General features: G+C 63.7%; 23 protein-coding genes and 1 pseudogene. 10 read left to right on the top strand and 14 right to left on the bottom strand.

From position 1 onward, the window contains the following. The first annotated feature begins 1 nt into the window (after position 1). From FPZ08_RS05330 to FPZ08_RS05315, 4 genes are all read left to right on the top strand, one after another. On the top strand, positions 2-943 hold the full coding sequence (locus tag FPZ08_RS05330) for a putative F420-0 ABC transporter substrate-binding protein (protein ID WP_146289021.1): 942 nt from the start codon (positions 2-4) through the stop codon (positions 941-943). Next, the gene (locus tag FPZ08_RS05325) at positions 940-1,953 is read left to right on the top strand and encodes a putative F420-0 ABC transporter permease subunit (RefSeq protein ID WP_146289020.1); all 1,014 of its coding nucleotides are present in this window, start codon (positions 940-942) and stop codon (positions 1,951-1,953) included. The genes FPZ08_RS05330 and FPZ08_RS05325 overlap by 4 nt, the downstream gene beginning before the upstream one ends. Next, complete coding sequence (locus FPZ08_RS05320) at positions 1,950-2,729, top strand: ABC transporter ATP-binding protein (RefSeq protein WP_210246859.1); 780 nt, start codon at positions 1,950-1,952, stop codon at positions 2,727-2,729. The genes FPZ08_RS05325 and FPZ08_RS05320 overlap by 4 nt, the downstream gene beginning before the upstream one ends. Positions 2,730-2,828: 99 nt before the next feature. Beyond that, positions 2,829-3,830, top strand: coding sequence for a TIGR03842 family LLM class F420-dependent oxidoreductase (locus FPZ08_RS05315; protein ID WP_146289019.1), 1,002 nt, complete (start codon positions 2,829-2,831; stop codon positions 3,828-3,830). Here FPZ08_RS05315 and FPZ08_RS05310 read toward each other — a convergent pair. The 7 genes from FPZ08_RS05310 to FPZ08_RS22570 form a co-directional block, all read right to left on the bottom strand. Beyond that, complete coding sequence (locus FPZ08_RS05310; protein WP_146289018.1) at positions 3,827-4,663, bottom strand: MBL fold metallo-hydrolase; 837 nt, start codon at positions 4,661-4,663, stop codon at positions 3,827-3,829. The two genes, FPZ08_RS05315 and FPZ08_RS05310, sit on opposite strands and share 4 nt — an antisense overlap. 1 nt (position 4,664) lies before the next feature. Further along, the gene (locus FPZ08_RS05305) at positions 4,665-5,441 is read right to left on the bottom strand and encodes a TatD family hydrolase (protein ID WP_146289017.1); all 777 of its coding nucleotides are present in this window, start codon (positions 5,439-5,441) and stop codon (positions 4,665-4,667) included. Between the two features lie 2 nt (positions 5,442-5,443). Next, positions 5,444-6,994, bottom strand: a complete 1,551-nt coding sequence (gene metG, locus FPZ08_RS05300) for a methionine--tRNA ligase (protein WP_146289016.1) — start codon at positions 6,992-6,994, stop codon at positions 5,444-5,446. Beyond that, entirely contained in the window at positions 6,991-8,019 is a 1,029-nt protein-coding gene (locus tag FPZ08_RS05295) for an AAA family ATPase (protein WP_186767214.1), read from the bottom strand. The genes metG and FPZ08_RS05295 overlap by 4 nt, the downstream gene beginning before the upstream one ends. Beyond that, complete coding sequence (tmk, locus tag FPZ08_RS05290; protein WP_146289014.1) at positions 8,016-8,711, bottom strand: dTMP kinase; 696 nt, start codon at positions 8,709-8,711, stop codon at positions 8,016-8,018. Before tmk ends, FPZ08_RS05295 begins: the two co-directional genes overlap by 4 nt. A gap of 278 nt (positions 8,712-8,989) precedes the next feature. Next, on the bottom strand, positions 8,990-10,135 hold the full coding sequence (locus tag FPZ08_RS05285; RefSeq protein WP_246132810.1) for a D-alanyl-D-alanine carboxypeptidase family protein: 1,146 nt from the start codon (positions 10,133-10,135) through the stop codon (positions 8,990-8,992). A 145-nt stretch (positions 10,136-10,280) separates the two neighbouring features. Next, positions 10,281-11,321, bottom strand: coding sequence for a septal ring lytic transglycosylase RlpA family protein (locus FPZ08_RS22570; protein ID WP_281285666.1), 1,041 nt, complete (start codon positions 11,319-11,321; stop codon positions 10,281-10,283). 252 nt (positions 11,322-11,573) lie between these two features. Between FPZ08_RS22570 and metH the strand changes: the two genes are divergently transcribed. After that, positions 11,574-15,329: a methionine synthase gene (gene metH / locus FPZ08_RS05275; RefSeq protein WP_146289013.1), complete on the top strand. Its 3,756-nt coding sequence runs from the start codon at positions 11,574-11,576 to the stop codon at positions 15,327-15,329. A 159-nt stretch (positions 15,330-15,488) separates the two neighbouring features. Beyond that, complete coding sequence (locus FPZ08_RS05270) at positions 15,489-15,839, top strand: hypothetical protein (protein ID WP_146289012.1); 351 nt, start codon at positions 15,489-15,491, stop codon at positions 15,837-15,839. Between the two features lie 23 nt (positions 15,840-15,862). Here the strand turns inward: FPZ08_RS05270 and FPZ08_RS05265 are convergent, their stop codons facing one another. From FPZ08_RS05265 to folD, 3 genes are read right to left on the bottom strand one after another with little or no spacing between them, the layout of a single operon-like run. Continuing rightward, positions 15,863-16,285, bottom strand: coding sequence for a hypothetical protein (locus FPZ08_RS05265; RefSeq protein WP_146289011.1), 423 nt, complete (start codon positions 16,283-16,285; stop codon positions 15,863-15,865). A gap of 8 nt (positions 16,286-16,293) precedes the next feature. Next, positions 16,294-16,842, bottom strand: a complete 549-nt coding sequence (locus FPZ08_RS05260) for a DUF1643 domain-containing protein (protein ID WP_146289010.1) — start codon at positions 16,840-16,842, stop codon at positions 16,294-16,296. Further along, on the bottom strand, positions 16,839-17,741 hold the full coding sequence (gene folD / locus FPZ08_RS05255) for a bifunctional methylenetetrahydrofolate dehydrogenase/methenyltetrahydrofolate cyclohydrolase FolD (protein WP_146289009.1): 903 nt from the start codon (positions 17,739-17,741) through the stop codon (positions 16,839-16,841). The genes FPZ08_RS05260 and folD overlap by 4 nt, the downstream gene beginning before the upstream one ends. 88 nt (positions 17,742-17,829) lie before the next feature. Here folD and FPZ08_RS05250 point away from each other — a divergent pair, with 88 nt between their 5' ends. Continuing rightward, positions 17,830-18,264, top strand: a complete 435-nt coding sequence (locus FPZ08_RS05250; protein WP_146289008.1) for a DUF1801 domain-containing protein — start codon at positions 17,830-17,832, stop codon at positions 18,262-18,264. Positions 18,265-18,596: 332 nt separating this feature from the next. Next, a complete protein-coding gene (locus tag FPZ08_RS05245; RefSeq protein WP_146289007.1) occupies positions 18,597-20,072 on the top strand; it encodes an AMP nucleosidase in 1,476 nt (491 codons plus the stop codon). 1 nt (position 20,073) lies between these two features. On the opposite strand, the gene FPZ08_RS05240 is transcribed toward FPZ08_RS05245, so the two are convergent. Next, positions 20,074-21,054: an NAD(P)-dependent alcohol dehydrogenase gene (locus FPZ08_RS05240; RefSeq protein WP_146289006.1), complete on the bottom strand. Its 981-nt coding sequence runs from the start codon at positions 21,052-21,054 to the stop codon at positions 20,074-20,076. Between the two features lie 5 nt (positions 21,055-21,059). Continuing rightward, complete coding sequence (gene eno, locus FPZ08_RS05235; RefSeq protein WP_146289005.1) at positions 21,060-22,337, bottom strand: phosphopyruvate hydratase; 1,278 nt, start codon at positions 22,335-22,337, stop codon at positions 21,060-21,062. Positions 22,338-22,492: 155 nt separating this feature from the next. Here eno and FPZ08_RS22760 point away from each other — a divergent pair. Then, a pseudogene (locus FPZ08_RS22760) lies at positions 22,493-22,594 on the top strand (hypothetical protein); the annotation flags it as partial. A gap of 163 nt (positions 22,595-22,757) precedes the next feature. Then, positions 22,758-22,943: a VOC family protein gene (locus FPZ08_RS22270; RefSeq protein WP_246132809.1), complete on the top strand. Its 186-nt coding sequence runs from the start codon at positions 22,758-22,760 to the stop codon at positions 22,941-22,943. A 277-nt stretch (positions 22,944-23,220) separates the two neighbouring features. Here FPZ08_RS22270 and FPZ08_RS05225 read toward each other — a convergent pair whose 3' ends face one another. Further along, positions 23,221-23,397: a DUF4169 family protein gene (locus FPZ08_RS05225; RefSeq protein ID WP_146289004.1), complete on the bottom strand. Its 177-nt coding sequence runs from the start codon at positions 23,395-23,397 to the stop codon at positions 23,221-23,223. Between the two features lie 10 nt (positions 23,398-23,407). After that, a complete protein-coding gene (locus FPZ08_RS05220; protein ID WP_146289003.1) occupies positions 23,408-25,036 on the bottom strand; it encodes a CTP synthase in 1,629 nt (542 codons plus the stop codon). Positions 25,037-25,116: the final 80 nt, after the last annotated feature.

The raw sequence follows: 25,116 nt of genomic DNA, 5'->3' as shown, positions 1-25,116 counted from the left end.
CATGCGCCCCCTGCCCTTGTCCCTAGCCGTGCTTGCGCTGTCCGTGGGGCCTGCATTGGCCCAGACGGGCTATCCGCTGGCAACAGACAATTGCGGCTTTGCCGTCACCCTGCCCGCCGCGCCGCAGCGCGTGGTGACGATCAAGTCGACCGCCACCGAAATGCTGCTGGCGCTGGGGCTGGGCGAGCGGATCGTTGGCGTCGGCTTCCAGGATGGTCCGGCGCCGGAGCCGTGGACCGCGGAAGCGGCAGCTTTGCCGGTGCTGTCGGACAAGCTGCCGTCGCAGGAAGTGGTGCTCGAGGCCGAGCCCGACCTGGTCTATGGCGGCTGGGAGAGCAATTTTTCGGCCGATGGTGCGGGCGAGCGGCCGACTTTGGCGGCGCTGGGCGTGGCCGGTTACGTGTCCCCGGCCGCGTGCCGCTCGATCAAGCCGGCCAAGCTGAGTTTCGACGAGATCTTCGCCGAGATCGCTGAAATGGGCACCATCTTCGATGCAACGTCGGCCGCGGATGCGCTGATTGCTGAGCAGAGGGCGGCGCTGGCGGCCATCACGCCCGATACACGCGGGCTTACCGCGCTGTGGTATTCTTCTGGCACCAAGACGCCCTATGTCGGCGCTGGCAGCGGGGTACCGCAGATGATGCTGGAGGCGCTGGGGCTGGAAAACATCATGGCCGATGTGGATGACGGCTGGGTTTCGGCCAGTTGGGAAGCGGTGGTGGATGCCAATCCCGATGTCATCGTGCTGGTCGATGCGACCTGGAATTCGGCCGAGCAGAAGAAAAAGCTGCTGGCCGAAAACCCGATTACCAGCCAGCTTGATGCGGTGATCCACCAGCGCTATCTCGTGGTGCCCTTCCCGGCTTCGGAAGCCGGGGTGCGCAATGTGGGCGCGACGGCTGATATGGCGGCCCAGCTCGCCGCCCTCAGTTTCACCCCGTGAACCGACCGGGGCTGGCCACGCTGATCCTGAGCCTGCTGGCGCTGCTGCTGGCCAGCCTAGTGCTGGCCGTGACCTTCGGGCCTGCCGATATCGCGCCATCAGAAGTGTGGCAGACCATTGGCTGGCATTTCGGCCTGCTGCCGGAAAGCCCGGTGGGTCGGTTGCGCGATGCCATCATCTGGGAATTGCGCCTGCCGCGCGTGCTCGCCGCCGCGGTCGTCGGCGCGGGCCTGGCGCTATGCGGCGCGGTGATGCAGGCGCTGACCCGCAATCCGCTGGCCGACCCTTACCTGCTCGGCCTGTCCTCTGGCGCATCCCTCGGCGCCGTCGCCTTCCTGCTGACAGGGGCAAGCCTCTTGATGCCGCTGGGCGCCTTTCTGGGTGCCGGCGCCGCCATGGCGCTGACACTGCTGGTCACGCAATTGCTGGGCGGGGCCACGCCGACGCGGGCCATCCTGGCCGGTATTTCCATATCGGCGCTCGCCGCGGCGGCAACCTCATTCCTCATTTTCTGGTCGGCGACGGGCGATTCCTACCGAGAAATCCTGAGTTGGCTGATGGGCTCACTGAGCGGTGTCATCTGGCCGGAGGCGCTGCTGGTGCTCGCCGCCCTGGTGCTGGCGGGACTGCCGGTGCTGCTGTCCGGCCGCTCGCTCGATGCTTTTGCTTTTGGCGACACGGCCGCGGCGACACTGGGTGTCGATGTTAACAGGCTGCGCTGGTGGCTGCTTGGGGGCACGGCGCTGTTGACCGGCGTGCTGGTGTCTATCGGCGGGGCGATCGGTTTTGTCGGGCTCATTGTGCCGCATGTGGCGCGGCTGGTGACCGGCTCGCGCCATCGCGTGCTGCTGCCGGGGGCCATGCTGCTGGGCGCCAGCTTCATGGTCTGGACCGATACGGCGGCGCGCAGCCTGTTCGAACCACGCGAACTGCCGGTGGGCATCATCACGGCCCTGCTGGGCGCGCCGATCTTCCTTCTCGTGCTGCTGCGCTACAGGCGGATCACATGAGCGCGGGGCTGGTGGTCAGCGGCGTCGCTGTGGAACTGGGCGGCCAGGCGATTGTCGCCGGGGTCGACATGGTCGCGCCCGTGGGTCAGGTGACCGGACTGATCGGCCCCAATGGCGCTGGGAAATCCACGTTGCTGCGGGCTATTCTCGGTCTTCTCCCGGCCATGGGCTCAGTGAGCTTTGATGGAACAGACCTCACCACCCTGCCCCGTCGTATCCGGGCGCAATTCACGGCCTTTGTCGAGCAGAGCAGCGACACCGATGCGCGGCTGACGGCGCGTGAAGTGGTGTTGCTGGGCCGCATTCCCTTCCAGTCCATCTGGCAGGCAGCCCCCTCCCCCGAGGATATGGCGCAGGCCGATGCGGCGCTGGCCTCGGTTGAGATGACTGATTTTGCCGACCGGCTTTACCAGACGCTGTCGGGTGGCGAGCAACAGCGCGTCCAGATTGCCCGCGCGCTGGCGCAACAGCCCCGACTGCTGCTGCTGGATGAACCCACGAGCCATCTCGATGTGCATGCGCAACTGGCCATGCTCGACCTGTTGCGCCGCCGCGCGCGCTGGCGCGGCCGTGCTGGTGGCGCTGCACGATCTGAACCTCGCTGCCGGCTTCTGCGACTCGCTGGTCGTGCTGCAGGGGGGCGGCTGGCGGCGGCTGGAGCGCCCGGCGAGGTGCTGACCCCTGCCCTGCTGCGCACGGTCTATGGGGTCGATGCCACCATATTGCGCCATCCGGGCGATGGCCGCCCGCTGATCGCCTATGACTTGCCCGGCTAAATCCTCGTCACTGCGCGATAGCGATTGACAATCGCGCGCCGCCCACTCAAAAATTTGATCGACTGGTCAAAATTCGGACCTGCGGCATGGGAGGCGCGCATGGAATTCGGCATCACCTTCAAAGGCTTTATCGAGCCCGAACGGGCACGCTATCTGGTGCGTGCCGCCGAATATGCCGGGTTCAGCTATTGCTGGTTCTATGACAGCCACATTCTCTGGCGCGATTGCTACGCTGCCATTGCCATGTGCATGGAACACACCACCGATATGCGCTTCGGTCCGCTGGTGACCAACCCGGATGTGCGCGACTGGTCGGTGGCTGCCTCGATCTTCGGCTCGCTCGCCAAGCAGAGCGGCGGCCGCTTCGACCTGGCCGTCGGCCGGGGCGACAGTTCGATGCGCGTGATGGGCAAGAAGCCGGCAACGCTGGCCCGGGTGGCCGAATTCATCGCCAAGACCCAGGCCATGGTGCGGGGCGAAGAAGTCTCCTATGGCGAAATTCCCGCGGCAGTGAAATTCCCCTGGGCGGTCGGCCATGAAATGCCGAGCTGGATCGCCGCCTATGGCCCGCTGGCGCTGAAGACGGCGGGCGAGCATGCCGATGGTGTCGTGCTGCAATTGGCCGATCCGGGTCTCTGCAAGTGGTTTACCGACCAGTGCATCACCGCCGGCAAGGCTGCAGGCAAGGACATGAGCAAGTTCCGCTCCATGGCCGCAGCGCCGGCCTATTTCGGCGACAAGGCCCGCGCCATCGAGGCCACCAAGTGGTTCCCGGCCATGGTGGGCAACCACGTGGCCGATATCGTCGAGAAATACGGCGCCGACAGCGACCAGATCCCCAAGAGCCTCACCAGCTATATCGAGAAGCGCCGGGGCTATGATTATTCAAAGCATGGCCAGTCGGACAATCCGTTCCTCGATTTCATCACGCCCGACGTGGTGGAGAATTTCTGCGTGCTGGGCGAGCCGGAAGACCACATCGCCAAGATGCACGCCCTCGAGGATGCGGGCGTGACGCAGTTCAACATCTACCTGGACAGCGGCGACGAGGAAGAGATCATCGCCAACTATGGGCGGCACGTAATCCCGGCATTCCGCTAGCGGTTGAGGATACGCCCGCTCAGCACGTCGATCTGCATGCCGTCGAAGGCTGGCGTCACATTATCAGGCGTCTCCGCTTCCGTGCGCGCATAGTCGAGATCGATATGCATGTTGGTGAGCACGGCCTGCTTCGGGGCTATCCGGGCGATCCATTCCAGCGTTTCCGGCAGGCTCAGGTGGCTGGGATGCGGCGTGGGGCGCAGGGCATCGATCACCCATAGGTCGAGGCCGGAAATGGCCGGCAGCGACGCCTCGGGGAAGTCCGACAGGTCGCAGGAATAGGCGAAATTGGCGGTGCGGAAGCCCAGCGAGGTGATGTTGCCGTGGGTCTGCTCGAACACCGTGACCGTGATCGTGCCGCCCGGCCCATCGATCTCAAGCACGTTTCCCGCGGCGATTTCATGCGCGTTGAGAATGGGCGGATAATCGCTGCCCGGCGGGGAAACGAAGCAATAGCCGAAGGCTTCGCGCAGGCGGGCGCCGGTTTCGGTGTCGAAATAGACATCGACGCGGCGGCGATTGTGTAGTGCCAGCACACGCAGGTCGTCGATGCCATGCGTATGGTCGGCATGGGCGTGGGTGTAGAGCACGGCTTCGACGCGATCGACCTTGGCGGCCAGCATCTGTTCGCGCAGGTCGCAGCCGGTGTCGATCAACACCCGGGTCGGGGTGTCGCTGCCCTCGCTAAACCCTTCCAGCAAAAGGGAACATCTGAGGCGGCGGTTACGGGGTTCACTGGGGTCGCAGTCGCCCCAGACATTGCCAATGCGCGGTACGCCGCCGGACGATCCGCAGCCCAGGATGGTGGCCGTTATCCTCTGGGCAGCGGGCATGTCAGAGCCCGGTTTTCGAGAACAGGCGGGCGAAATTGGCACTGGTCTCGCTGCCGAGTTGTTCGAGACTTATCCCCCGGACCTCGGCGACTTTTTCGGCCGTGTGGCGGACGAAACTGGGTTCGTTGGACTCGCCGCGATGCGGGATCGGGGCGAGATAAGGTGCATCGGTTTCAACGAGATAGCGGTCAGCCGGAACGAATTTGGCGACCTCACGGATCTCCTCGGCATTCTTGAAAGTGATGATGCCGGAGAACGAGATATACCCGCCCAGATCGAGCGCGGTGCGAGCCAGATCCGGGCCGGCGGTGAAGCAATGCAGCAAGAAGGGGAAGGCCCCCTGCCCGGCTTCTTCCCGGAGGATCGCGGCCATGTCGTCGTCGCATTTGCGGCTGTGGATAACCAGTGGAAGACTGGTGATCCGGGCAGCGGCGATGTGCCTGCGCAGGCCGGTGGCCTGGGCCTCGCGCGGAGCGTTGTCGTAGAAGTAGTCGAGGCCGGCTTCACCGATAGCAACGCAACGGGGATGGGCACTTAGCCGAACAAGATCATCTGTTTGTATATGCAATTCCTCATCGGCGTGATGCGGATGGGTGCCGACCGAGCACCAGACGTTCGCAAAACGTTCCGCTAGCGCGGTGTATGTGGAAAACTTCTCCACATGTGTGGATATCGTCACCATGCCGGTGACGCCGGCGGCTGCGGCGCGGGCCATGACGCCGTCGATATCGCTGGCCAGGGCCTCGAAATCGAGGTGGCAATGGCTGTCGATCAACATCTTTATTCGGCCTTGCGCTCGAGGCGGGCGAAGACGCCCTGCGGTAGCGGAAGGGGCGTATTCGTTAGCAGACTGTTAGCATTGAGCGCAGCAGCGAGTGAACGCTGGTCCTCCGGAACGGCCAATTGGTCGAGCAGGCGCGATGCCGATGCCGGCACGAAAGCCAGCATGGGAATGGCAAGCCGGCGGACCGTATCGGCCGTGACGTAAAGGACCGTGGCCATACGCTCTGGATCGGTCTTTTTCAGCGCCCAGGGCTCCTGCCCCGCGAAGTAATTGTTGGCCGAGCTGAGCGCGGCGATGATGGCGCCGGTGGCTTCGTGCACGAGCTGTTCGTCCATCGCCTTCTGGGCGGCGTCGAGGGCGTCGGTCACCTCGGCGATGAGCGCCTGGTCAGCCTCGGTCAGGGGACCGGGCTGGGGCACCTTGGCGTCGCAGTTCTTGTTGATCATCGACAGCGAGCGCTGCGCCAGGTTGCCGAGATTGTTGGCGAGGTCGGCATTGACGCGGTTGACCAGCTTTTCATTGCTGTAGTCGCCATCATTGCCGAAGGAGACCTCGCGCAGGAAGAAGTAGCGCACGGCGTCGGCGCCGAATTCATCGACCAGATAGAAGGGGTCGATGACGTTGCCGAGCGACTTGCTCATCTTCTGGCCATCGACGGTCAGGAAGCCGTGGGCGAAGACGCGATGCTGCACCTCGATGCCGGCACTCATCAGGAAAGCGGGCCAGTAGACGGTGTGGAAGCGGATAATGTCCTTGCCGATGACGTGCAGGTCGGCCGGCCAGAATTTCTTGAACAGCTCGCTGGCTTCATCGGGGAAGCCGACGCCGGTGATGTAGTTGGTCAGGGCATCGACCCAGACATACATGACGTGGCCGGGCGCGCCGGGCACCGGAATGCCCCAATCGAAGGTGGTGCGCGAGATGGAGAGGTCCTGCAGCCCGCTCTTCACGAAGGAGATGATTTCGTTGCGACGCTCCTTGGGAGCGATGAAATCGGGATTGGATTCGTAGAGGTCGAGCAGCTTCTGCTGGTAGGCCGAGAGGCGGAAGAAATAGGTGGGTTCTTCCACCCAGGTGACCTCAGCGCCCGATGGCGCGAATTTCTTGCCGTCCTTTTCGGTCAGCTCGTCTTCGTCGAAATAGGCTTCGTCGCGCACCGAATACCAGCCCTTGTAGGTGGACTGGAAAATGTCGCCATTGTTGCTGGCTTCCATCTTCTTCCAGATCGCCTGACTGGATTCGTGATGGCGCTGTTCGGTGGTGCGGATGAAATCGTCGTTGGAGATTTCCAGCACCTCGGCGAGGCGGCGGAATTCGGCGGAGTTGCGATCGGCCAGCTCGCGCGGGGTCAGGCCCTGCGCGGCGGCGGTCTGCACCATCTTGATGCCATGCTCGTCGGTGCCGGTGAGGAAATAGACCTCGCGGCCTTCCAGGCGCTTCCAGCGGGCAATGGCGTCGGTCGCGATCATCTCATAGGCGTGGCCGATATGGGGCGCGCCATTGGGATAGGAGATTGCGGTCGTGACGTAGAAGGGCTTGGCGGTCATTGGGGCTCGGAGGAAACGGAGGCGGTCATCGAAACATGCTTCCTGATCGCGTCGAAAATGGCGACAAGCGTCTGCTTCATATCCAGATTGATGCTGTCGGCCTCGGCGAAAAGGGCGTGTGCCTTGTCCCATAGCTCGTTGGCCGAGGCAAGGCGCATGCGGGAAGGCGGCTGCATGGCGGCATTGCGGGCTTCGTCGGCCATCCAGTCGTCGAGCATTTCGCGGGCGAAGCTGAGTTCGGGGCTTTGCGTATCGGCACCAAGGGCATCGGCGAGTTGCAGCGCAACCCCTGCGGGGTGCTGGGCGGGGTTGACCAGCCAGGCTTGCAGGGCGCCAAGCGCGGAGTCCGGCTCCAGCGCCAGGGTCTCGAAGGCCCGGCGCGGCCTGCCACCAGAAAGGCCTATGGCGCGGTCGAGTTCAGTCTGGCCGAGCGTGGCGTCGTGTTCCTGCAATATGGCGCGGACATCGCCGGCAGCGACGGGACGCAAAGCCAGGTTATGGCAGCGCGACTTGATGGTGGGCAGCAACTGGCCGGGGCGGTGGGAGACCAGCAGGAAGATGGTGTCGGCGGGCGGCTCTTCCAGCGTCTTGAGCAGGGCATTGGCGGCCGAGGGATTGCAATCGTCGATACTGTCGATGATGGCGACGCGGTGCCCCGCCCTGCCCCGGGTATGGTGCAGGCTGTCGCGCAGGTCCCTGACATCCTCGACGCGGATGACGGTATAGAAGCCCTTGCTGTCCTTGGGACGGCGGCGCAGCAGGAAAAGATTGGGATGGGACATGGCTCCCACCTGTTCCTCGACGCGGTGGGCATCCTCATCGCCTGTGGCTGACAGGATGGCGGCGGCCATTTCGAAGGCGAAGGTGGCCTTGCCGATGCCTTGCGGGCCATGCAGCAGGATGGCGCCCGGCAGGCGATGTTCGGCAAGCTGGTTGAGGATGGCGGCGCGTTGCGCATCATGCCCGCGCGCGCGCTGGCGGCGTTCGGGCAGCGCGATATCCTCGAGTGCGTCGGGATCGGTCACGCCTGGGACCCGCGCAGCAGTTCGGGAAAGCGCTGGGTGACGGCCTCCCAGATGGCGGCTTCCAAGGTGTCTTCGGACTGGGCGGCCGAGATGACGACGCAGCGGTCTGGATTGTCGCGCGCGATGGACAGGAAGCCGTCGCGCAACTTCTTGTGCCACTCGAGTTCTTCCTTCTCGAAGCGATCGCCGGTCAGCGCCAGCCCGTCCTCGATGGCGCGTTCGGCCACGCGCTTGAAGGCGGCTTCGGGATCCATGTCGAGGATGATGGTGAGATCAGGTGCATGGCCGTCCAGCGCCAGGGATTCGAGGCCGGCAATGAGCTTGTCGTCGACGCCACCGGTCAGGCCTTGATAGGCGCGGGTGGAATCGTGGAAGCGATCGGACAGGACCCAGGTGCCGTTGCGCAGATTGGGGGCGATGAGCTGGTTGACGTGGTCGAGCCGCGCCGCGGCGAAGAGGACGGCCTCGGCGCCCGGTCCCCAGCTTTCGGAGCGCCCCTGCAGGATGAAGGAGCGGATGGCCTCGGCCTTGGGCGTGCCGCCGGGTTCACGGGTGCGCACGGCCTCGATGTCATGCCGCTGCAGGTTTTGCAGCAGGCGCTTGACCTGGGTGGATTTGCCGACGCCTTCACCACCTTCGAAGGTGATGAAACGGGCGCGGCTGGCTTTGGAAGTCGGTGCCTCTTGCAACATGTCTTCCGGCTTCAATTGTCTCGGTCGGGGCCTGACCCGAGGGCTATGCACTTGGGGCGCGCTCGTCAAGTGAGGCTGGTGCGTGTGGGCTTGCCACGCATTTTACGAGCGCGGCCCCACCCCACCCTCAATCCCTCCCCATCAAGGGGAGGGAAGCCTGCTCGGTGGATGAGACTATATTGGACCACTGACATCACCCATGCGCCTCCCTCCCCCTTGTGGGGAGGGAACGAGGGTGGGGGTTGGGGAGCCCCGGTGGGTGTGGTGTCGCCACAAACTCACAGCCAGCCCAGGGCCAGTTGCTTCAGAGCGTCGGTGGCTTTGCGGACGAGGTCGCCCTCGCCCACCGTTTCGGCGGCGTAGAGGGGGGCGGTCTGGACGAGCTGGTCGTCGCAGAAGACGCGGAGTTCGGCGATCTGGTCGCCCTGCATGACCGGGGGTGACAATGGGCCGGTATAGTTCACCTGGGCGTTGAGGCATTTGCGCGAGCCGCGTGGCAGGTAGAGCGCCACTTCGCCTTTGCCGACCAGGCCGACGCTGGGGCTGCTGCCGCCATAGACATTGGCATAGGCGACGACGGCACCCTCTGGGTAAGCCGCGACGCGTTCGAAGGCGCGGGCGCCCCAGGTGATGAGCTTGCGGCCTTCCTCGGTGCGCTGGGCCATGGAGGTGAGGCCATGCAGCACGGCGACCAGCCGGCGGCCGCCTTCGTCGGTGGAGATGACCGAACCGTAGCCGGCGGCCTCGGTATGGCCGGTCTTGAGGCCATCGACGCCGATGCCCAGTTCCACCAGGGAGTTGCGATTGGGCTGCTTGATGCCGTTCCACTCCATCTCGGGTTCGGAGAAGTAGTGGTAATATTCGGGGAATTGCTGGATCAGATAGCGCGCCAGGTCGGCCAGGTCGCGGGCCGTGACATACATGTCCGGGTCCGGCAGGCCGGTGGGATTGGTGAAGTGGGAATCGGTGAGGCCGATATCCTCGCCCAGTTCGTTCATCATGGCGACGAAGCTGGTTTCCGAGCCGGCAATGCCTTCGGCCAGGATGATGGCTGCATCGTTGCCGGACTGGATGATGACCGAGCGGATCAGGTCTTCGACCGAAATCTGGGAATTGAGTTCGGCGAACATGGTCGAGCCGCCCGAAGCCGCGCCGCCGGTGCGCCAGGCATGTTCGGAGACAAAGAACATGTCGGCCATGCTCAGCCGGCCGCTGCGGATTTCATTGAAGACCACGGCTATGGTCATGAGCTTGGCCATGCTGGCCGGCTCCATCGGCAGGTCGGCATCCTTCTGGAAGATGACAGTGCCGGAATCCTCGTCCATCAGGATGGCGAATTTGGCTTTGGTGTCGAAATCGGCCTGCGCCAAGGCCGGCATGGTCAAGGCCAGCGTTGCGGCGAGAATTCGCAGGATTTTCTTCACGTTGCCCCCTCCTCCCGGTTCAATGCGAGCCCTGATCCCGATGTCATTCCCGCGAAGGCGGGAATCTACTCTTCATTAGACAGAATGGATTCCCGCCTTCGCGGGAATGACACAGTGATCGGACTGACAAATGACAGTTCGTCTATCAGTCCAACTTTAGATCATTGAGGCCGAGTTCGCGAGCCAGATCGAGAACATCGATGCGTGATACGCCCGGCTTGAGATGGGTCAGGGTCAAACGGGTGGCGGCGCGGCCGTTGACGGTAACGGCTTCCTCATCGACGGCGCCCAGCAGGGCGAAGCGCTCGGAGAGGGCTATCGCATTGCCCTGATCGGCGAAAATACCAAGGCCCAGCCTGATGTTACGGGCATCGGCATCGATGGACTGCACCCATTCGTCAAGGGCGCCGGCGCGGGTGGCCATGGCGGTTACGGCGGCGTGGGCGGTGCCGATGGCGGCATCCTGCTCCTGCGGCGTGGTGTCGGCGTAGGAGAAGAGGTTGCCGAAGAAATTGCCGGCGATGTCGGCGAGGCTGTTGGTGTTGTCGGCCTGGGCGAACTGGGTATTGCCGCCGCCGAAATCGGCCGGGCCGTTATAGGAGGCCATGAGCATGCGGGTGTCGTCGCCTTCGAGTGGCGCCGGCCCGACATATTCGGCCCTGATCTGGGTGTGGCCGTTGTTGACATATCCCAGCATGGACGCGGCCCGGTAGGACAGGTCCATGATGCGGCCCCGCATGTAGGGGCCGCGATCGTTGACGCGGACGATGACCGAGCGGCCATTGGCCTGGTTGGTGACGCGGACATAGGACGGCAGCGGCAGTGTGGGATGCGCGCCGGTGATCGCGTTGGCTGAGAAGATTTCCCCGTTAGCCGTTCTGCGGCCATGGAAATCGGCGCCGTACCACGAGGCGTCGCCGCTGGCGACATAGTCCGGCTGTTCGGCCGGCGTATAGACCTTGCCGCGCACGGTATAGGGCTTGCCGACCTGGTAGCGGCCGCCACCCTTGGGCGGATTGGGATTGGTGGTGACGCGGGGCGAAACGCCGACGCCATATTCGGAGGAGCTGAAGGCGGCGCGATTGACGGTGGCGCCGAGCCCGCCGCCGCAGGCAGCAATCATTGGTGCGATCAGGGCCGCGAGGGCGACAAAGCGGATGGCATGGCGCCAGGAGGTCGTCGTCACGGTACGCAAACTCTTACACTAAACTGACACTGCGAGCGCCGATCATAACGCGATGCGGGAACACTCGCAGCCAGTTAGCGGTTTTCTGGTTTCGGTGAGGTTAAAGGCAACAGACTGTTAGCATCGCGTGTAGCATTTGATGCCAATGCGTGACCGTTCGGGGATAAAAGCGACCCCATGGCGACCTTGCGCAATTGCAGATATAAAGATATCTTTATGTCACCGGATAGACGTTAGCCGAGGTATTTGGCGATGAGCCTGCATGATGAGCCCCATATCCCTGACTGGAACGAGGTCCGCCGCGCGCTGGCCAAGGCGGCGCGCGAGCGCATCCTGATTCTGGACGGCGCCATGGGCACCATGATCCAGCGGCTCAAGCTGACCGAGGAGAATTTCCGCGGCACCCGCTTCAAGGACTGGACGCTGCCGCTGCAGGGCAACAATGACCTGCTGGTTATAACCGAGCCCAAGGTGATCGAGGATATCCATTTCGATTACTTCATGGCCGGCGCCGATATCGCCGAGACCAATACGTTTTCGGCGACCTCGGTGGCGCAGGCGGATTATGCCTGTGAGGATGCGGTCTACGACATCAACTATCAGGGTGTGATGGTGGCGCGGCGGGCGGCGCAGCGGGCCGAGGCGGCGGATGGCCGGCGCCGGTTCGTCGCCGGGGCGCTGGGGCCGACCAACAAGACCTCGTCCATGTCGACCGATGTGACCAGCCCGGGCTTCCGCTCGATCACATTCGACCAGTTGGTAGAGGCCTATGGCGAGGCCATCCGGGGGCTGGTGGATGCGGGCGCAGACCTGCTGCTGTTCGAGACCATTACCGATACGCTCAACACCAAGGCGGGCATCTTCGCGGCGCGAAAGCTGTTCGACGAGCGCGGCATCGATGTGCCGATCATGATTTCGGGCACGATTACCGACCTTTCCGGCCGCACCCTCAGCGGGCAGACGCCGACGGCGTTCTGGTATTCGGTGCGCCATGCCAACCCGTTCACCATCGGGCTCAACTGCGCGCTGGGTGCCAATGCGATGCGGGCGCATCTGGGCGAGCTGTCCGATGTGGCCGACACATTCATCTGCGCCTATCCCAATGCGGGCCTGCCCAATGCGTTCGGGCAGTATGACGAGACGCCCGAATTCATGGCCGAGCAGATCGAGGGCTTTGCCGCGGCCGGCTATGTGAACATTGTCGGCGGCTGCTGCGGCTCGACGCCCGAGCATATCAAGGCGATTGCCGAGGCGGTGGGCAAGCACAAGCCGCGCGCGGTGCCGAGCGCAGAGAAATTCCTGCGGCTGTCGGGGCTGGAGCCCTTTACGCTGACGCCGGAAATTCCGTTCGTGAATGTGGGCGAGCGGACCAATGTCACCGGCTCGGCCCGCTTCCGCAAGCTGATCACGGCGGGCGACTATACCGCGGCGCTGGACGTGGCGCGGGACCAGGTGGCCAATGGCGCCCAGATCATCGACATCAACATGGATGAGGGGCTGATCGACTCCAAGCAGGTGATGATCGACTTCCTCAACCTGCTGGCGGCCGAACCCGATATCGCCAAGGTGCCGCTGATGATCGACAGCTCCAAATGGGAGGTGATCGAGGCGGGGCTCAAATGCGTGCAGGGCAAGGCGCTGGTCAATTCCATCTCGATGAAGGAAGGCGAGGAGCAGTTCCTGCATCATGCGCGGCTGGTGCGGGCCTATGGCGCGGCCGTTGTGGTGATGGCGTTTGACGAACAGGGCCAGGCCGACACGATCGAGCGCAAGGTTTCGATCTGTACGCGGGCCTACAAGCTTCTTACCGAGGAAGTTGGGTTCCCGCCGGAAGACATCATCTTTGACCCCAATGTGTTCGCGGTGGCGACGGGCATCGAGGAGCATAATGGCTATGGTGTGGCCTTTATCGAGGCCACCAGGCAGATCACCGATACCCTGCCCCATGTGCATATTTCGGGCGGTATCTCGAATCTGAGCTTCTCGTTCCGCGGCAACGAGCCGGTGCGCGAGGCCATGCATGCGGTGTTCCTGTACTATGCCATCCAGCAGGGCATGGACATGGGCATCGTCAATGCCGGGCAATTGGCGGTGTATGAGAGCATCGACCCCGAACTGCGCGAGGCCTGCGAGGACGTGATCCTCAACCGGCGCGAGGACGCGACGGACCGGCTGCTGGCACTGGCGGAGCGCTATCGCGGCACTGCGGGCAAGGAAGCTGCCGCCAAGGACATGAGCTGGCGCGATGGCACGGTCGAGGAGCGCATTTCCTATGCGCTGGTCAACGGCATTACCGAATTCATCGATGCCGATACCGAGGAAGCCCGCCAGAAGCTGCCGCGGCCGCTGCATGTGATCGAAGGCCCGCTGATGGCCGGCATGAGCGTGGTGGGAGACCTGTTCGGCTCGGGCAAGATGTTCCTGCCGCAGGTGGTGAAATCGGCCCGGGTGATGAAGCAGGCCGTGGCTTTGCTGCTGCCCTATATGGAGGCCGAGAAGCTCGCCAATGGCGGGGCTGCGGACGAACGCCAGAGCGCCGGCAAGGTGCTGATGGCGACGGTGAAGGGCGACGTGCACGATATCGGCAAGAATATCGTGGGCGTCGTGCTGGCCTGCAACAATTACGAGATCATCGATCTCGGCGTGATGGTGCCGGTGGCCAAGATCCTGCAGACGGCCAAGGACGAGAAGGTCGATATTATCGGGCTTTCGGGCCTGATCACCCCGTCGCTGGACGAAATGGTGCATGTGGCGGCCGAAATGGAGCGCGAAGGGTTCGACATTCCGCTGCTGATCGGCGGGGCGACGACCAGCCGCGTGCATACGGCGGTCAAGATCCACCCGCGCTACAATCTGGGCCAGGCCGTGCATGTGAACGATGCCAGCCGCGCCGTGGGCGTGGTGGGCAATCTGCTGTCTGATGACACTAAGGTCACGTTCATCGAGAATATCCGCGCCGAATATGCCAAGGCGGCGGCGGCGCATGAGCGGGCGGAAAACGAGAAGAAGCGGGTGCCGCTGGAAACGGCGCGCGCCAATGCGTTCAAGCCGGACTGGACCAGCTATGTGCCGCCCAGGCCGAATTTCCTCGGCACGCGGGTGCTGGAGGATTTCGACCTCGAAACGCTGGCCAAATATATCGACTGGACGCCCTTCTTCCAGACCTGGGAGCTCAAGGGCCGCTATCCGGGCATTTTGCAGGATGAGCGGCAGGGCGAGGTGGCGCGGCAATTGTTCGACGACGCGCAGCAGATGCTCAAGCAGATCATCGGCGAAAAGTGGTTCAAGCCCCGTGCCGTGGTGGGCTTCTGGCCCGCCAATGCTGATGGCGACGATATCCGGCTCTACAAGGACGAGGGCCGCAAGGACGAGTTGGGCAAGTTGTTCACGCTGCGCCAGCAACTCAGCAAGCGCGATGGCAAGCCCCATATGGCGCTGGCCGATTTCGTGGCGCCTGACGGCGTGCCCGACTATGTCGGCGGCTTCGTGGTGACGGCGGGCATCGAGGAAGTGGCGATTGCCGAGCGGTTCGAGCGGGCCAATGACGATTATTCGTCCATCCTGGTCAAGGCGCTGGCCGACCGCTTTGCCGAGGCCTTGGCCGAGGCGCTGCATGAGCGGGTGCGCAAGGATTTCTGGGGCTATGGCGCCGACGAAAGCTTTACGCCCGACGAGCTGATTGCCGAGACCTATCGCGGCATCCGCCCTGCCCCCGGCTATCCGGCGCAGCCCGACCATACGGAAAAGACCACTTTGTTCCGACTGCTCGACGCCGAGGAGAGTGTGGGCGTTGTTCTGACCGAGAGCTATGCCATGTGGCCGGGCTCATCGGTTTCCGGGTTCTATTTCAGCCATCCCGAATCCTACTATTTCGGCGTGGCCAAGGTGGAGCGCGACCAGGTGGCCGACTATGCGCGGCGCAAGAACATGGCCGTGAGTGAAGTGGAACGCTGGCTGGGGCCGATCCTGAACTATATTCCGGGGCCGGCGATCGTGGCGGCGGAGTGATGATGGTTCTTTCCCCGATGTTTCAGTCGACACCCTCCCCCTTGCGGGGAGGGATCAAGGGTGGGGGGTGTTTGGCCCAGATGCATTGTGGCTCCCGCCACCCCCTCCCAACCTCCCCCGTCGAGGGGGAGGTGCCGCTCAGTGGGTGGGGCGCGCATCGTGGCTCGTGTTGAACCCATCCCCGTGACCCTCGTCACCGAGCCGGGGCATCTGATACCGCTCGATGCCGAAACCGCGCTGCTCCGGCTGCCGGCCAATTCCGGGCATGGGCATGCCGATGGCGTGCAGTGCATTGCCTGTGCCATGCGGACCGATGTGCGGGCGCTGCTGTTCGACCTGCTGGAAGGCGCCAAGCAGGGCTTGCGGCCGGGTTTCAGCAAGGTCGTGGTGGATGCGAGCGCGGTGCCGGACAAGGCGCAGGTGATCGCGGCTTTGCAGGGCAAGCTGCCGGCGCAGGCGCTGCGGGACCATACGGTGGCACGGTTGTTTTACCTGGCCGGGGCGGCTTGAGCTAACTGTCAGGCAGTCGCAGCTCAGTGCCGTGTTTGGTCGAGGTGGTTCGCTAGAATGTATTGTGCGGCCTGCGAAAGAACCCGCTCGAACTCCGCGATCTGATCCTTTGAGGCGCCGAGCTTAGCCAAGTTGGGTGCGTCGCTTCGTATTCCTGCCACATACTCCGCCAATTGCTCCTCGAACGAGGCGCTCACAAAGATTTCATACGCCAACTGGGGAGCGCAGTCGTACACGCGCTCCCGCCTCCTAACCCGTGATCGGGCGGGATATCGAACGGCCATTTCCGGCGGCATAATGATCGGCACATAGCGGAATTCGCATTCGAAAGTGGCAAGTCCAGACTCTGCCAGCAATGTATTGAGCAGCGGTTCCATCGCCTTTCGGCAGATGTTCGCCGCTGGGAAGGCTAGCTTGTAGATCTCGAACGAAGCCCAGAAACGCATCGAACTTTCTAACCCGCAAACCGTACCAGCGGTGTATCGGCCCTGAGATAGAGCGGATGCTTGGGCGAGCCGTCGGCATTGGTCCCGAAGCACCATAATTCTACGCCGTCGGCCTTGAGGGCTTCGACGATTTCGTGACCAGCCGGCGCCAGCGCCTTGTTGAGCTTGCCGTGGCAGAGGACGACGCGCCCTGCTCCGCCAGCAGCCTGGCGGATGATGGGCAGGTTGGCGTCGGAAACGGCGACAATGCCCGGTTGGACCAGCATTTTCGGGTCGGTGGCGCGGTAGTCGCCGACATTGCATTTCACCATGCCGGAAAAGCCCTCGCGGCGGGCGAAGGTCCATTCGCGGGCGCAGGTGGGGTCGTCCACGGTCGCGTCGGCGGTGGAGGGGTTCATGCCGATGAAGAGGATATAGTGCTCGGGGAAAGCGTCGCCCAGCCAGCGGCGCATGCGCTGGCGATAGCGGGTATCCGCGCTCATCACCACGTCGCCATGCACGCCTTCGGCCAGGCGCAGGCGGACCTTGCCGCCGGGATCGTGGGCGGGAACGCTCATGCCGTCAGGTCGGTGGGGGGCACGAGGCCGTTGATCAGCGAGGCGGTGGTGATGGTGTTGGCGAGCAGGCAGGCAATGGTCATGGGGCCGACGCCGCCGGGCACCGGGGTGATGGCGGCGGCGACTGCAGCGGCCTCGGCATAGGCGACGTCGCCGACCAGGCGCGTCTTGCCCTCGCCGCGCTCGGGGGCGGGAATGCGGTTGATGCCGACATCGATGATGGTAGCGCCGGGCTTGATCCAGTCGCCGCGGATCATTTCCGGGCGGCCGACGGCGGCTATGACGATATCGGCGCCGCGGACGACGTCAGCCAGGTTCTTCGTCTTGGAATGGGCGACGGTGACGGTGCAGTTCTCGCGCAGCAACAACTGCATCATGGGTTTGCCGACGAGATTGGAGCGGCCGATGATGACGGCGTTGAGGCCGGAAAGCGAGCCGAGCTGGTCGCGCAGCAGCATGAGGCAGCCGAGGGGCGTGCAGGAAACCGGGCCCGGCAGGCCGATCTGCACCTTGCCGACATTGGCCGGGGTGAAGCAATCGACGTCCTTCGATGGGGCGATGGCCTCGATCACCTTGATGGGATCGATCTGTTTTGGCACTGGCATTTGCACAAGGATACCATGGACTTGACCGTCATTGTTCAGGCGATGCACGAGTTCGAGAAGGTCGGCCTCCGACGTATCCTCAGGCAGTTCGTGCTTGAACGAGGCCATGCCGACTTCGGCGGTCTGCTTGGCCTTGCTGCTCACATAGATCTCGCTGGCGGGATCGTGGCCGACAATGACCACGGCCAGGCCGGGGGTGATGCCGTGCTCGGATTTGAGGCGCTGCACATGGCCGGCGATACGGGTGCGCAGGCCCTCGGCGAAGCTCTTGCCGTCGATGATCTTTGCCGTCATGAGAACCTCCAAATCCGCTCTGCGGGCAGCAATAGAAAACGTGGCGGCGTTCGTCTACGGTCTTGCTGCGAAATGTCGGAGGCATGGTATGCCTGAGCAGAAGACCCGGCCCGATACCGGCGATGTCGATGAATTCCTGGAGCAACTGGACGATCCGGCCAAACGGGCGGACAGCTATCGGCTGATCGAGATGATGTCGGTGGTATCGGGCGAGCCCCCGGTGCTGTGGGGCACGATGATCGGCTTCGGGCGCTATCACTACCGCTATGCCAGCGGGCATGAGGGCGAGGCCTTTCTCATCGGCTTCGCGCCGCGCAAGGCGGAGTTCAGCATCTATCTGATGGGCACTTATATGCCCGAGGAGATCGCCCGGCGCGATGGATTGCTGGCCAGGCTGGGCAAGCACCGGATGGGCAAGGCGTGCCTTTATGTGAAGCGGCTCGACGATATCGACATGAATGTGCTGCGGGAGCTGGCGGAAATCTCGGTGGCGACGCTGCGGGCGGCCTATCCGGCAAAATAGAAAGACCGCAATGACATTGCTGTCATTGCGGTCTTGGGAATGCCTGCCGTCCGCACTGTTGAGGGCTTGGGGGACAAGCGGCCAGCGCGACACTCCTCATTCACCGGTTTGCATGGGTCGCTTGCCGTGCCAGTGAACTGCGTATGAAGATGGGAACTAATTGCGGCAAGAAAAGCGCCATCACACCGATGTGAAACCCGCGCGGCAAGGGGCGCGCAGTTGAAGCGGTGCCGCGAAGCTGTCATTCAAGATGGCTAGGTGCTGCGCGATAAGTAGCGCGATTCCACGACGACGCCGGCTCAATCCGGAGACGGCGATTTTGAAAGAGCAAGATGACCACGATCAGCCCGCCCCGCCTCGACAAGCAGTCCTTCACCGATCCGGAGAAGGCGTGGGAATACCTGGCCGAGCTCTATCATCGCAATACCGGCTTCATCCGCGGGCATCTGGAGGCGCTGACCAAGGGCGTGGTGCCGCCGGGGCGCGTGCGGGCGTGCTATCCGCAGGTGGAGGTGCGCTCGACCAGCTATTCGCGGCATGAAAGCACCCTGCCCTATGGGTTCCTGCATACGCCGGGGCTGTATCGCACCACGGTGACGGCGCCGGACCTGTTCCGCACCTATTACCAGGAGCAATTCACCGTCATCCTGAAGAACCATGGCGGCACGATCGATATCGGGGAATCCGATACACCGATCCCGCTGCATTTTGCCGTGGAAGCCAATGAGCGGATCGATGGCGAGGCGCTGAATGCGCTCAACATTCCGCTGCGCGACGTGTTCGACGCGCCGGACCTGGGCAATACGGATGACGAAATCGCCAATGGCACATTCGTGCCGCCGCGCGGCGGGCCGTATCCGCTGGCGGCGTTTACGGCGCCGCGGGTGGACTATTCGCTGTTCCGGCTGAGCCATTATACCGGCACGGATGCCAGCCATTTCCAGAATTTTGTGATCTTCACCAATTACGCCTTCTATATCGACGAATTCTGCCGGGTGGCGAAGGAGTATATGCGCTCGGGGCACGCCCATTATGAGAGCTTCATCGAGCCGGGCAATGTGGTGACCGACAATGCGCTGCGCGGGGGCAATGTGGCGGGCACGGCGCCGGTGCGGGCGCCGCAGATGCCGGCCTATCACCTGACGGCCGATCGCGGGCGCGGCATAACCATGGTCAATATCGGCGTGGGGCCAAGCAATGCCAAGACGATTACCGACCATATCGCGGTGCTGCGGCCGCATGCCTGGATCATGCTGGGGCATTGCGCGGGGCTGCGGAACAGCCAGGAACTGGGCGATTACGTGCTGGCCCATGCCTATGTGCGCGAGGACCATGTGCTCGATGCCGACCTGCCGCTGACCGTGCCGGTGCCGGCACTGGCCGAAGTGCAGGTGGCGTTGGAACAGGCGGTGCATGAAATCACCGAGACCGAGGGCATCGAGACCAAGAAGATCATGCGCACCGGGACGGTGGCGACCTTCGACAATCGCAACTGGGAATTGCGCGACCAGGTGGAGATCGTGCGCCAGCTCAGCCAGTCACGCGCTGTGGCGCTGGACATGGAATCGGCGACGATCGCGGCCAACGGGTTCCGGTTCCGGGTGCCGTATGGGACCTTGCTCTGCGTGTCGGACAAGCCGCTGCATGGCGAATTGAAGCTGCCGGGCATGGCTTCGGATTTTTATCGCACGCAGGTGAACCGGCATTTGCAGATCGGGCTGCGGGCGATGGAAATTTTGCGGGACCAGCCTGCGGAACGGCTGCATTCGCGCAAACTGCGGAGCTTTGCCGAGACGGCGTTCCAGTAGGCTAGGCTGTCATCTCGACAATGATCTTGCCGACATGGTCGCCTCCGCCGATGCGGCGGAGCGCGGCAGCCCCCTGCTCCAGCGGGAATACACTATCGATGACCGGCGTGATGACGCCGGCCGTGGCGAGGGCCGCGAGGTGATCGAGGTCGGCGGTTTTGGGCTGGTAGATTGCCAGGCCCATGCGCTGCTGCCGCGCGCGGCCGACGAGGTTGCCCAGGGCGACGACCTGCAGGATGCGGCCGAGACTGCCGCCGACCAGCGCCAGTGTGCCGCCCTCGGCCAGGGCGCGGCGATAGCCGAACACGGTCTGGCTGCCGACCATGTCGATGACAAAATCGTAGCGGGCACCGCTGCGGGAAAAATCGTCTCGCTGGTGGTCGATGAAATGATCCGCGCCGTGGGCCAGCACGGCCGGGCCCTTCAGCCCGCGGTCGACGCCGGTGACTGCGGCACCGGTGGCCCTGGCCATTTGAACGGCGAACAGGCCGGCGCCACCACCAGCCCCAACCACCAAAACACGCTGCCCGGCGCCCAGGCCGGGCCGCAGCTTGAGCGCCTCGTGCGCCAAAAGACCGGCCTGCGGCAGCGCCGCGGCGTGTTGGAAACTCAGTGTTTCGGGCTTGAGCGCCAGTGTTCTGGCAGGGGCGCAGACATAGTCGGCAAAGCCACCCCATTTGCCGGCCGTCAGATCGCCAAAGACGGCGTCGCCGATCGCGAGGGTGGTCACGTCAGGGCCGATGGCTTCGACGATCCCCGCAATGTCGGCGCCCAGAATGCGGAAGGGCGGGCGGAATGGCGCATCGATGCGCCCCAGCGGGCGACCGACGAGGCGATCCCAATCCCACGAATTGACCGAGGCGGCATGGACGCGCACCAGCACTTCACCAGGGCCGGGTTGCGGCCGGGGCATCTGCTCCAGCCGCAAAACCTGTTCGGGCGGGCCATATCTGTCATAGACGAGGGCCCGCATGGTGGTCATCGGTGCTAGCGGCCCTTGACCACCGAGTAGCCGGCATATTTCGCCGAGGTGCCGAGCTGTTCTTCGATGCGGATCAGCTGGTTGTACTTGGCCAGGCGGTCGGAACGGGAGAGCGAGCCGGTTTTGATCTGGCCGCAGTTCAGCGCGACGGCGAGGTCGGCAATGGTGGAGTCTTCGGTTTCGCCCGAGCGGTGGGACATGACCGAGGTGTAAGCGGCGCGGTGGGCGGTATCGACGGCGTTGAGGGTTTCACTGAGCGAGCCGATCTGGTTGACCTTGACCAGGATGGAATTGGCGACGCCCATCTTGATGCCCGAGACGAGGCGCTTGGTGTTGGTGACGAAGAGATCGTCGCCGACGAGCTGCACCTTGCTGCCGATGGCGTCGGTCAGGGCTTTCCAGCCATCCCAATCGTCTTCGGCCATGCCGTCTTCGATGGTGATGATGGGATAGCGGTTGGCCAGGTCTTCGAGGAAGCGGACGTTTTCTTCGGAAGAGAGCGACTTGCCCTCGCCCTTCATCTCGTATTTGCCGCCCTTGTAATATTCGGTGGCGGCGCAATCGAGGCCAAGGAACACGTCTTCGCCCGGCTTGTAGCCGGCTTTTTCGATGGAGCGCATGATGAAGCCCAGCGCATCCTCGGCGGAGCCCAGGTTCGGCGCGAAACCGCCTTCGTCGCCGACATTGGTATTGTGGCCTTCGGCCGAGAGGCCCTTCTTGAGGGTATGGAAAATCTCGGAGCCGATGCGGACGGCATCGGCCAGGTTTTCCGCGCCGGCCGGCAGGATCATGAATTCCTGCATGTCGATGGGGTTATCGGCATGTTCGCCGCCATTGATGATGTTCATCATCGGCACGGGCAGGACATGGGCGTTCGGCCCGCCGATATAGCGGTAGAACGGCAATTCGCTGGACTCGGCAGCGGCCTTGGCCACGGCGAGCGAGACGCCGAGAATGGCGTTGGCGCCGAGGCGCGACTTGTTGGGCGTGCCATCGAGATCGATCATGGCCTGGTCGACGGCGAGCTGGTCGAGCGCGTCCATGCCCTGGATTTCATCCGAGATGGCCGTGTTGACGTTTTCGACGGCCTGGGTGACGCCCTTGCCATTGTATTTCGGACCGCCATCGCGCAGCTCGACGGCTTCATGGGCGCCGGTGGAGGCGCCCGAGGGCACGGCGGCGCGGCCGAAACTGCCGTCGTCCAGCACCACATCGACTTCGACCGTGGGATTGCCGCGGCTGTCATAGATCTGGCGGCCGGAGACGTGGATGATTGAAGACATGGTGCGCCCTTCCCGATTGGGTTCTGTCGGTGTGTTGGCCTTCTCCTAGACGCGGGGCGTGACAAGTAAAAGAGGGCGGCACAAAAAAATGCCGATTGGCCGGCTTCCGGGGCGGTCGGGCGATTGATCCATGGGTGGTTTATCGTTAATACGGGATGCTTCCCGGAGGAACCATGACCACGCAGTTCATCAAGCAGGTTGCCCATGCCTGCATCTTCGCGCACGACCTGGAAAAGACGGCCAATTTCTATCGTGACGCGCTCGGTATCGAGAAGGCGTTTGACTTCAAGCGCGGTGAGGACTGGATCGGGTTCTATATGGACCTGGGCGCGCGCACCTTTATCGAGGTGTTCCGCAAGGGGGGAATCGCGCTTCGCCGAGACCGACCAGATCAACCATATCTGCCTCGAGACCGAGGATTTGGACGGGCTGATCGCCCATGTGCGGGCGCAGGGCGTCGACATCACCGACAAGAAGCTGGGCGCGGACGGGACGTGGCAGGCCTGGACCAAGGACCCCAATGGCGTGAAGCTGGAGATTTTCCAGTATACGGGTGACAGCATGCAGTTTGCGCCGAAGGGCGGGGTTTGCCAGGTGAACTGGTAGGCGGCGGCTTTCCCGAGTTCGGTGATCGTGGCTCACCCCCACCCTCACTCCCTCCCCACAAGGGGGAGGGAAGCCTGTCCGGTGGGTTGGGCCACCGACGTTGCCCATGCGCCTCCCTCCCCATGATGGGGAGGGATTGAGGGTGGGGTGGGGCCGCAAGCCCTGAGACAGCAAACGGGCCAGTACCGAGCGTTCGCCAAGTGTCGCAACATCTCGGGATGGGCCCCGGCTCAAGGCCGGGGTGACACCGTGGATGTGGGGGCCGCAGCGATACCCCCTACTCTTCCCGCTTGTGGCCGTCGATATGCTTGTCCGCTTGCGCCTTTTCGGCCGCCTGCTTCAGCTTTTCGGTCTTGGTGCGGCCGAACAGGATGCGGTTCTGTTCGGCCTGCGCTTCCTTGCCGGCGCGGGCCTTCTGCTTGCGGGCGTTGCGGAGATTGATGATCTCGGCCATGGCGCTCGCGTCAGACCAGGCGGCTCTGGTCCATCGCGGCGGCGATGAAGCTGGCGAAGAGCGGGTGGGGTTCGAAGGGCTTGGATTTCAGCTCGGGGTGGAACTGCACGCCGATGAACCAGGGATGGTCGGTGCGCTCGACGATTTCGGGCAGCTTGCCATCGGGCGAGACGCCGGAGAACAGCAGGCCATTCTTTTCCAGCACCTTGCGGTAATCCATGTTCACTTCGTAGCGGTGACGATGGCGCTCGGAAATGCGGGTGGAGCCGTAGATGTCGGCAACGCGCGAGCCGCGGGTGAGCTGGGCCGGATAGGCGCCGAGGCGCATGGTGCCGCCGAGATCGCCCTCGGACGAGCGGCTTTCCTTCTCGTTGCCCTTGGTCCACTCGGTCATCATGCCCACGATCGGCTCCTTGGTGGGGCCGAATTCGGTGGAGGAGGCCTGCTTGATGCCGGCGGTGTTGCGGGCGGCCTCGACGCAGGCCATCTGCATGCCGAAGCAGATGCCGAAATAGGGCACGTCCTTGACGCGGGCGAAGCGGGCCGCCTCGATCTTGCCGGCCGAACCGCGTTCGCCGAAGCCGCCCGGCACCAGGATGCCGTGGACATGTTCGAGATAGGGCGCGGGGTCGTCGCGCTCGAAGACTTCGCTATCGATCCATTGCAGGTTGACCTTGACCTTGTTGGCGATGCCGCCATGGGTCAGGGCTTCGGAGAGCGACTTATAGGCGTCCTTGAGGCCGGTATATTTGCCGACAATGGCGATATTGACCTCGCCCTCGGGATTGTGCAGGCGGCGGGACACGTCGTCCCACGCGCTGAGATCGGGCTCCGGCGCGTCGGTGATGCCGAACGAGGCCAGGATTTCGCGGTCCAGGCCTTCCTTGTGATAGGCCAGCGGCACGTCGTAGATCGAGCCGACATCGAGGCCCTGGATGACGGCACTTTCGCGGACGTTGCAGAACAGGCTGAGCTTCTTCTTTTCGCCCTCGGGAATGGGGCGGTCGCAGCGGACCAGCAGCACGTCGGGGGCGATGCCGATGGAGCGCAGCTCCTTGACCGAATGCTGGGTCGGCTTGGTCTTGAGCTCGCCGGCGCTGGGAATGTAGGGCATCAGGGTGAGATGCAGGTAGCAGGCGTGGTTGCGCGGCAGGTCGTTGCCGAGCTGGCGGATGGCCTCGAAGAAGGGCAGGCCTTCGATGTCGCCCACCGTGCCGCCGATCTCGACCAGCACGAAATCGAAGTCGTCATTGCCTTCGATGACGAAATTCTTGATCGCGTCGGTGACGTGCGGGATGACCTGCACGGTGGCGCCGAGATATTCGCCGCGCCGTTCCTTGGCGAGAATGTCGGAATAGATGCGGCCGGTGGTGATGTTGTCGCGCTTGGTGGCGGCGCGGCCGGTGAAGCGCTCGTAATGGCCCAGGTCGAGGTCGGTCTCGGCACCGTCATCGGTGACGAAGACTTCGCCGTGCTGGGTGGGCGACATGGTGCCCGGATCGATGTTGAGATAGGGGTCGAGCTTCCTCAGGCGGACCTTGTAGCCGCGCGCTTGCAGGACTGCGCCGAGCGCCGCCGATGCAAGACCTTTACCCAATGAGGAGACCACGCCTCCGGTGATGAATACGTACCGAGCCATGGGCGTTCACCTTAATCACATCAGCGTCGATTCGTAGAGCGCGCAACCCGCTCTACACAAAGAAGAAGGGGATGTTTCCA

It is taken from the genome of Devosia ginsengisoli (genome assembly GCF_007859655.1).
Classification (GTDB): domain Bacteria; phylum Pseudomonadota; class Alphaproteobacteria; order Rhizobiales; family Devosiaceae; genus Devosia; species Devosia ginsengisoli.
This window is presented reverse-complemented; position numbering and strand designations above follow the sequence as displayed.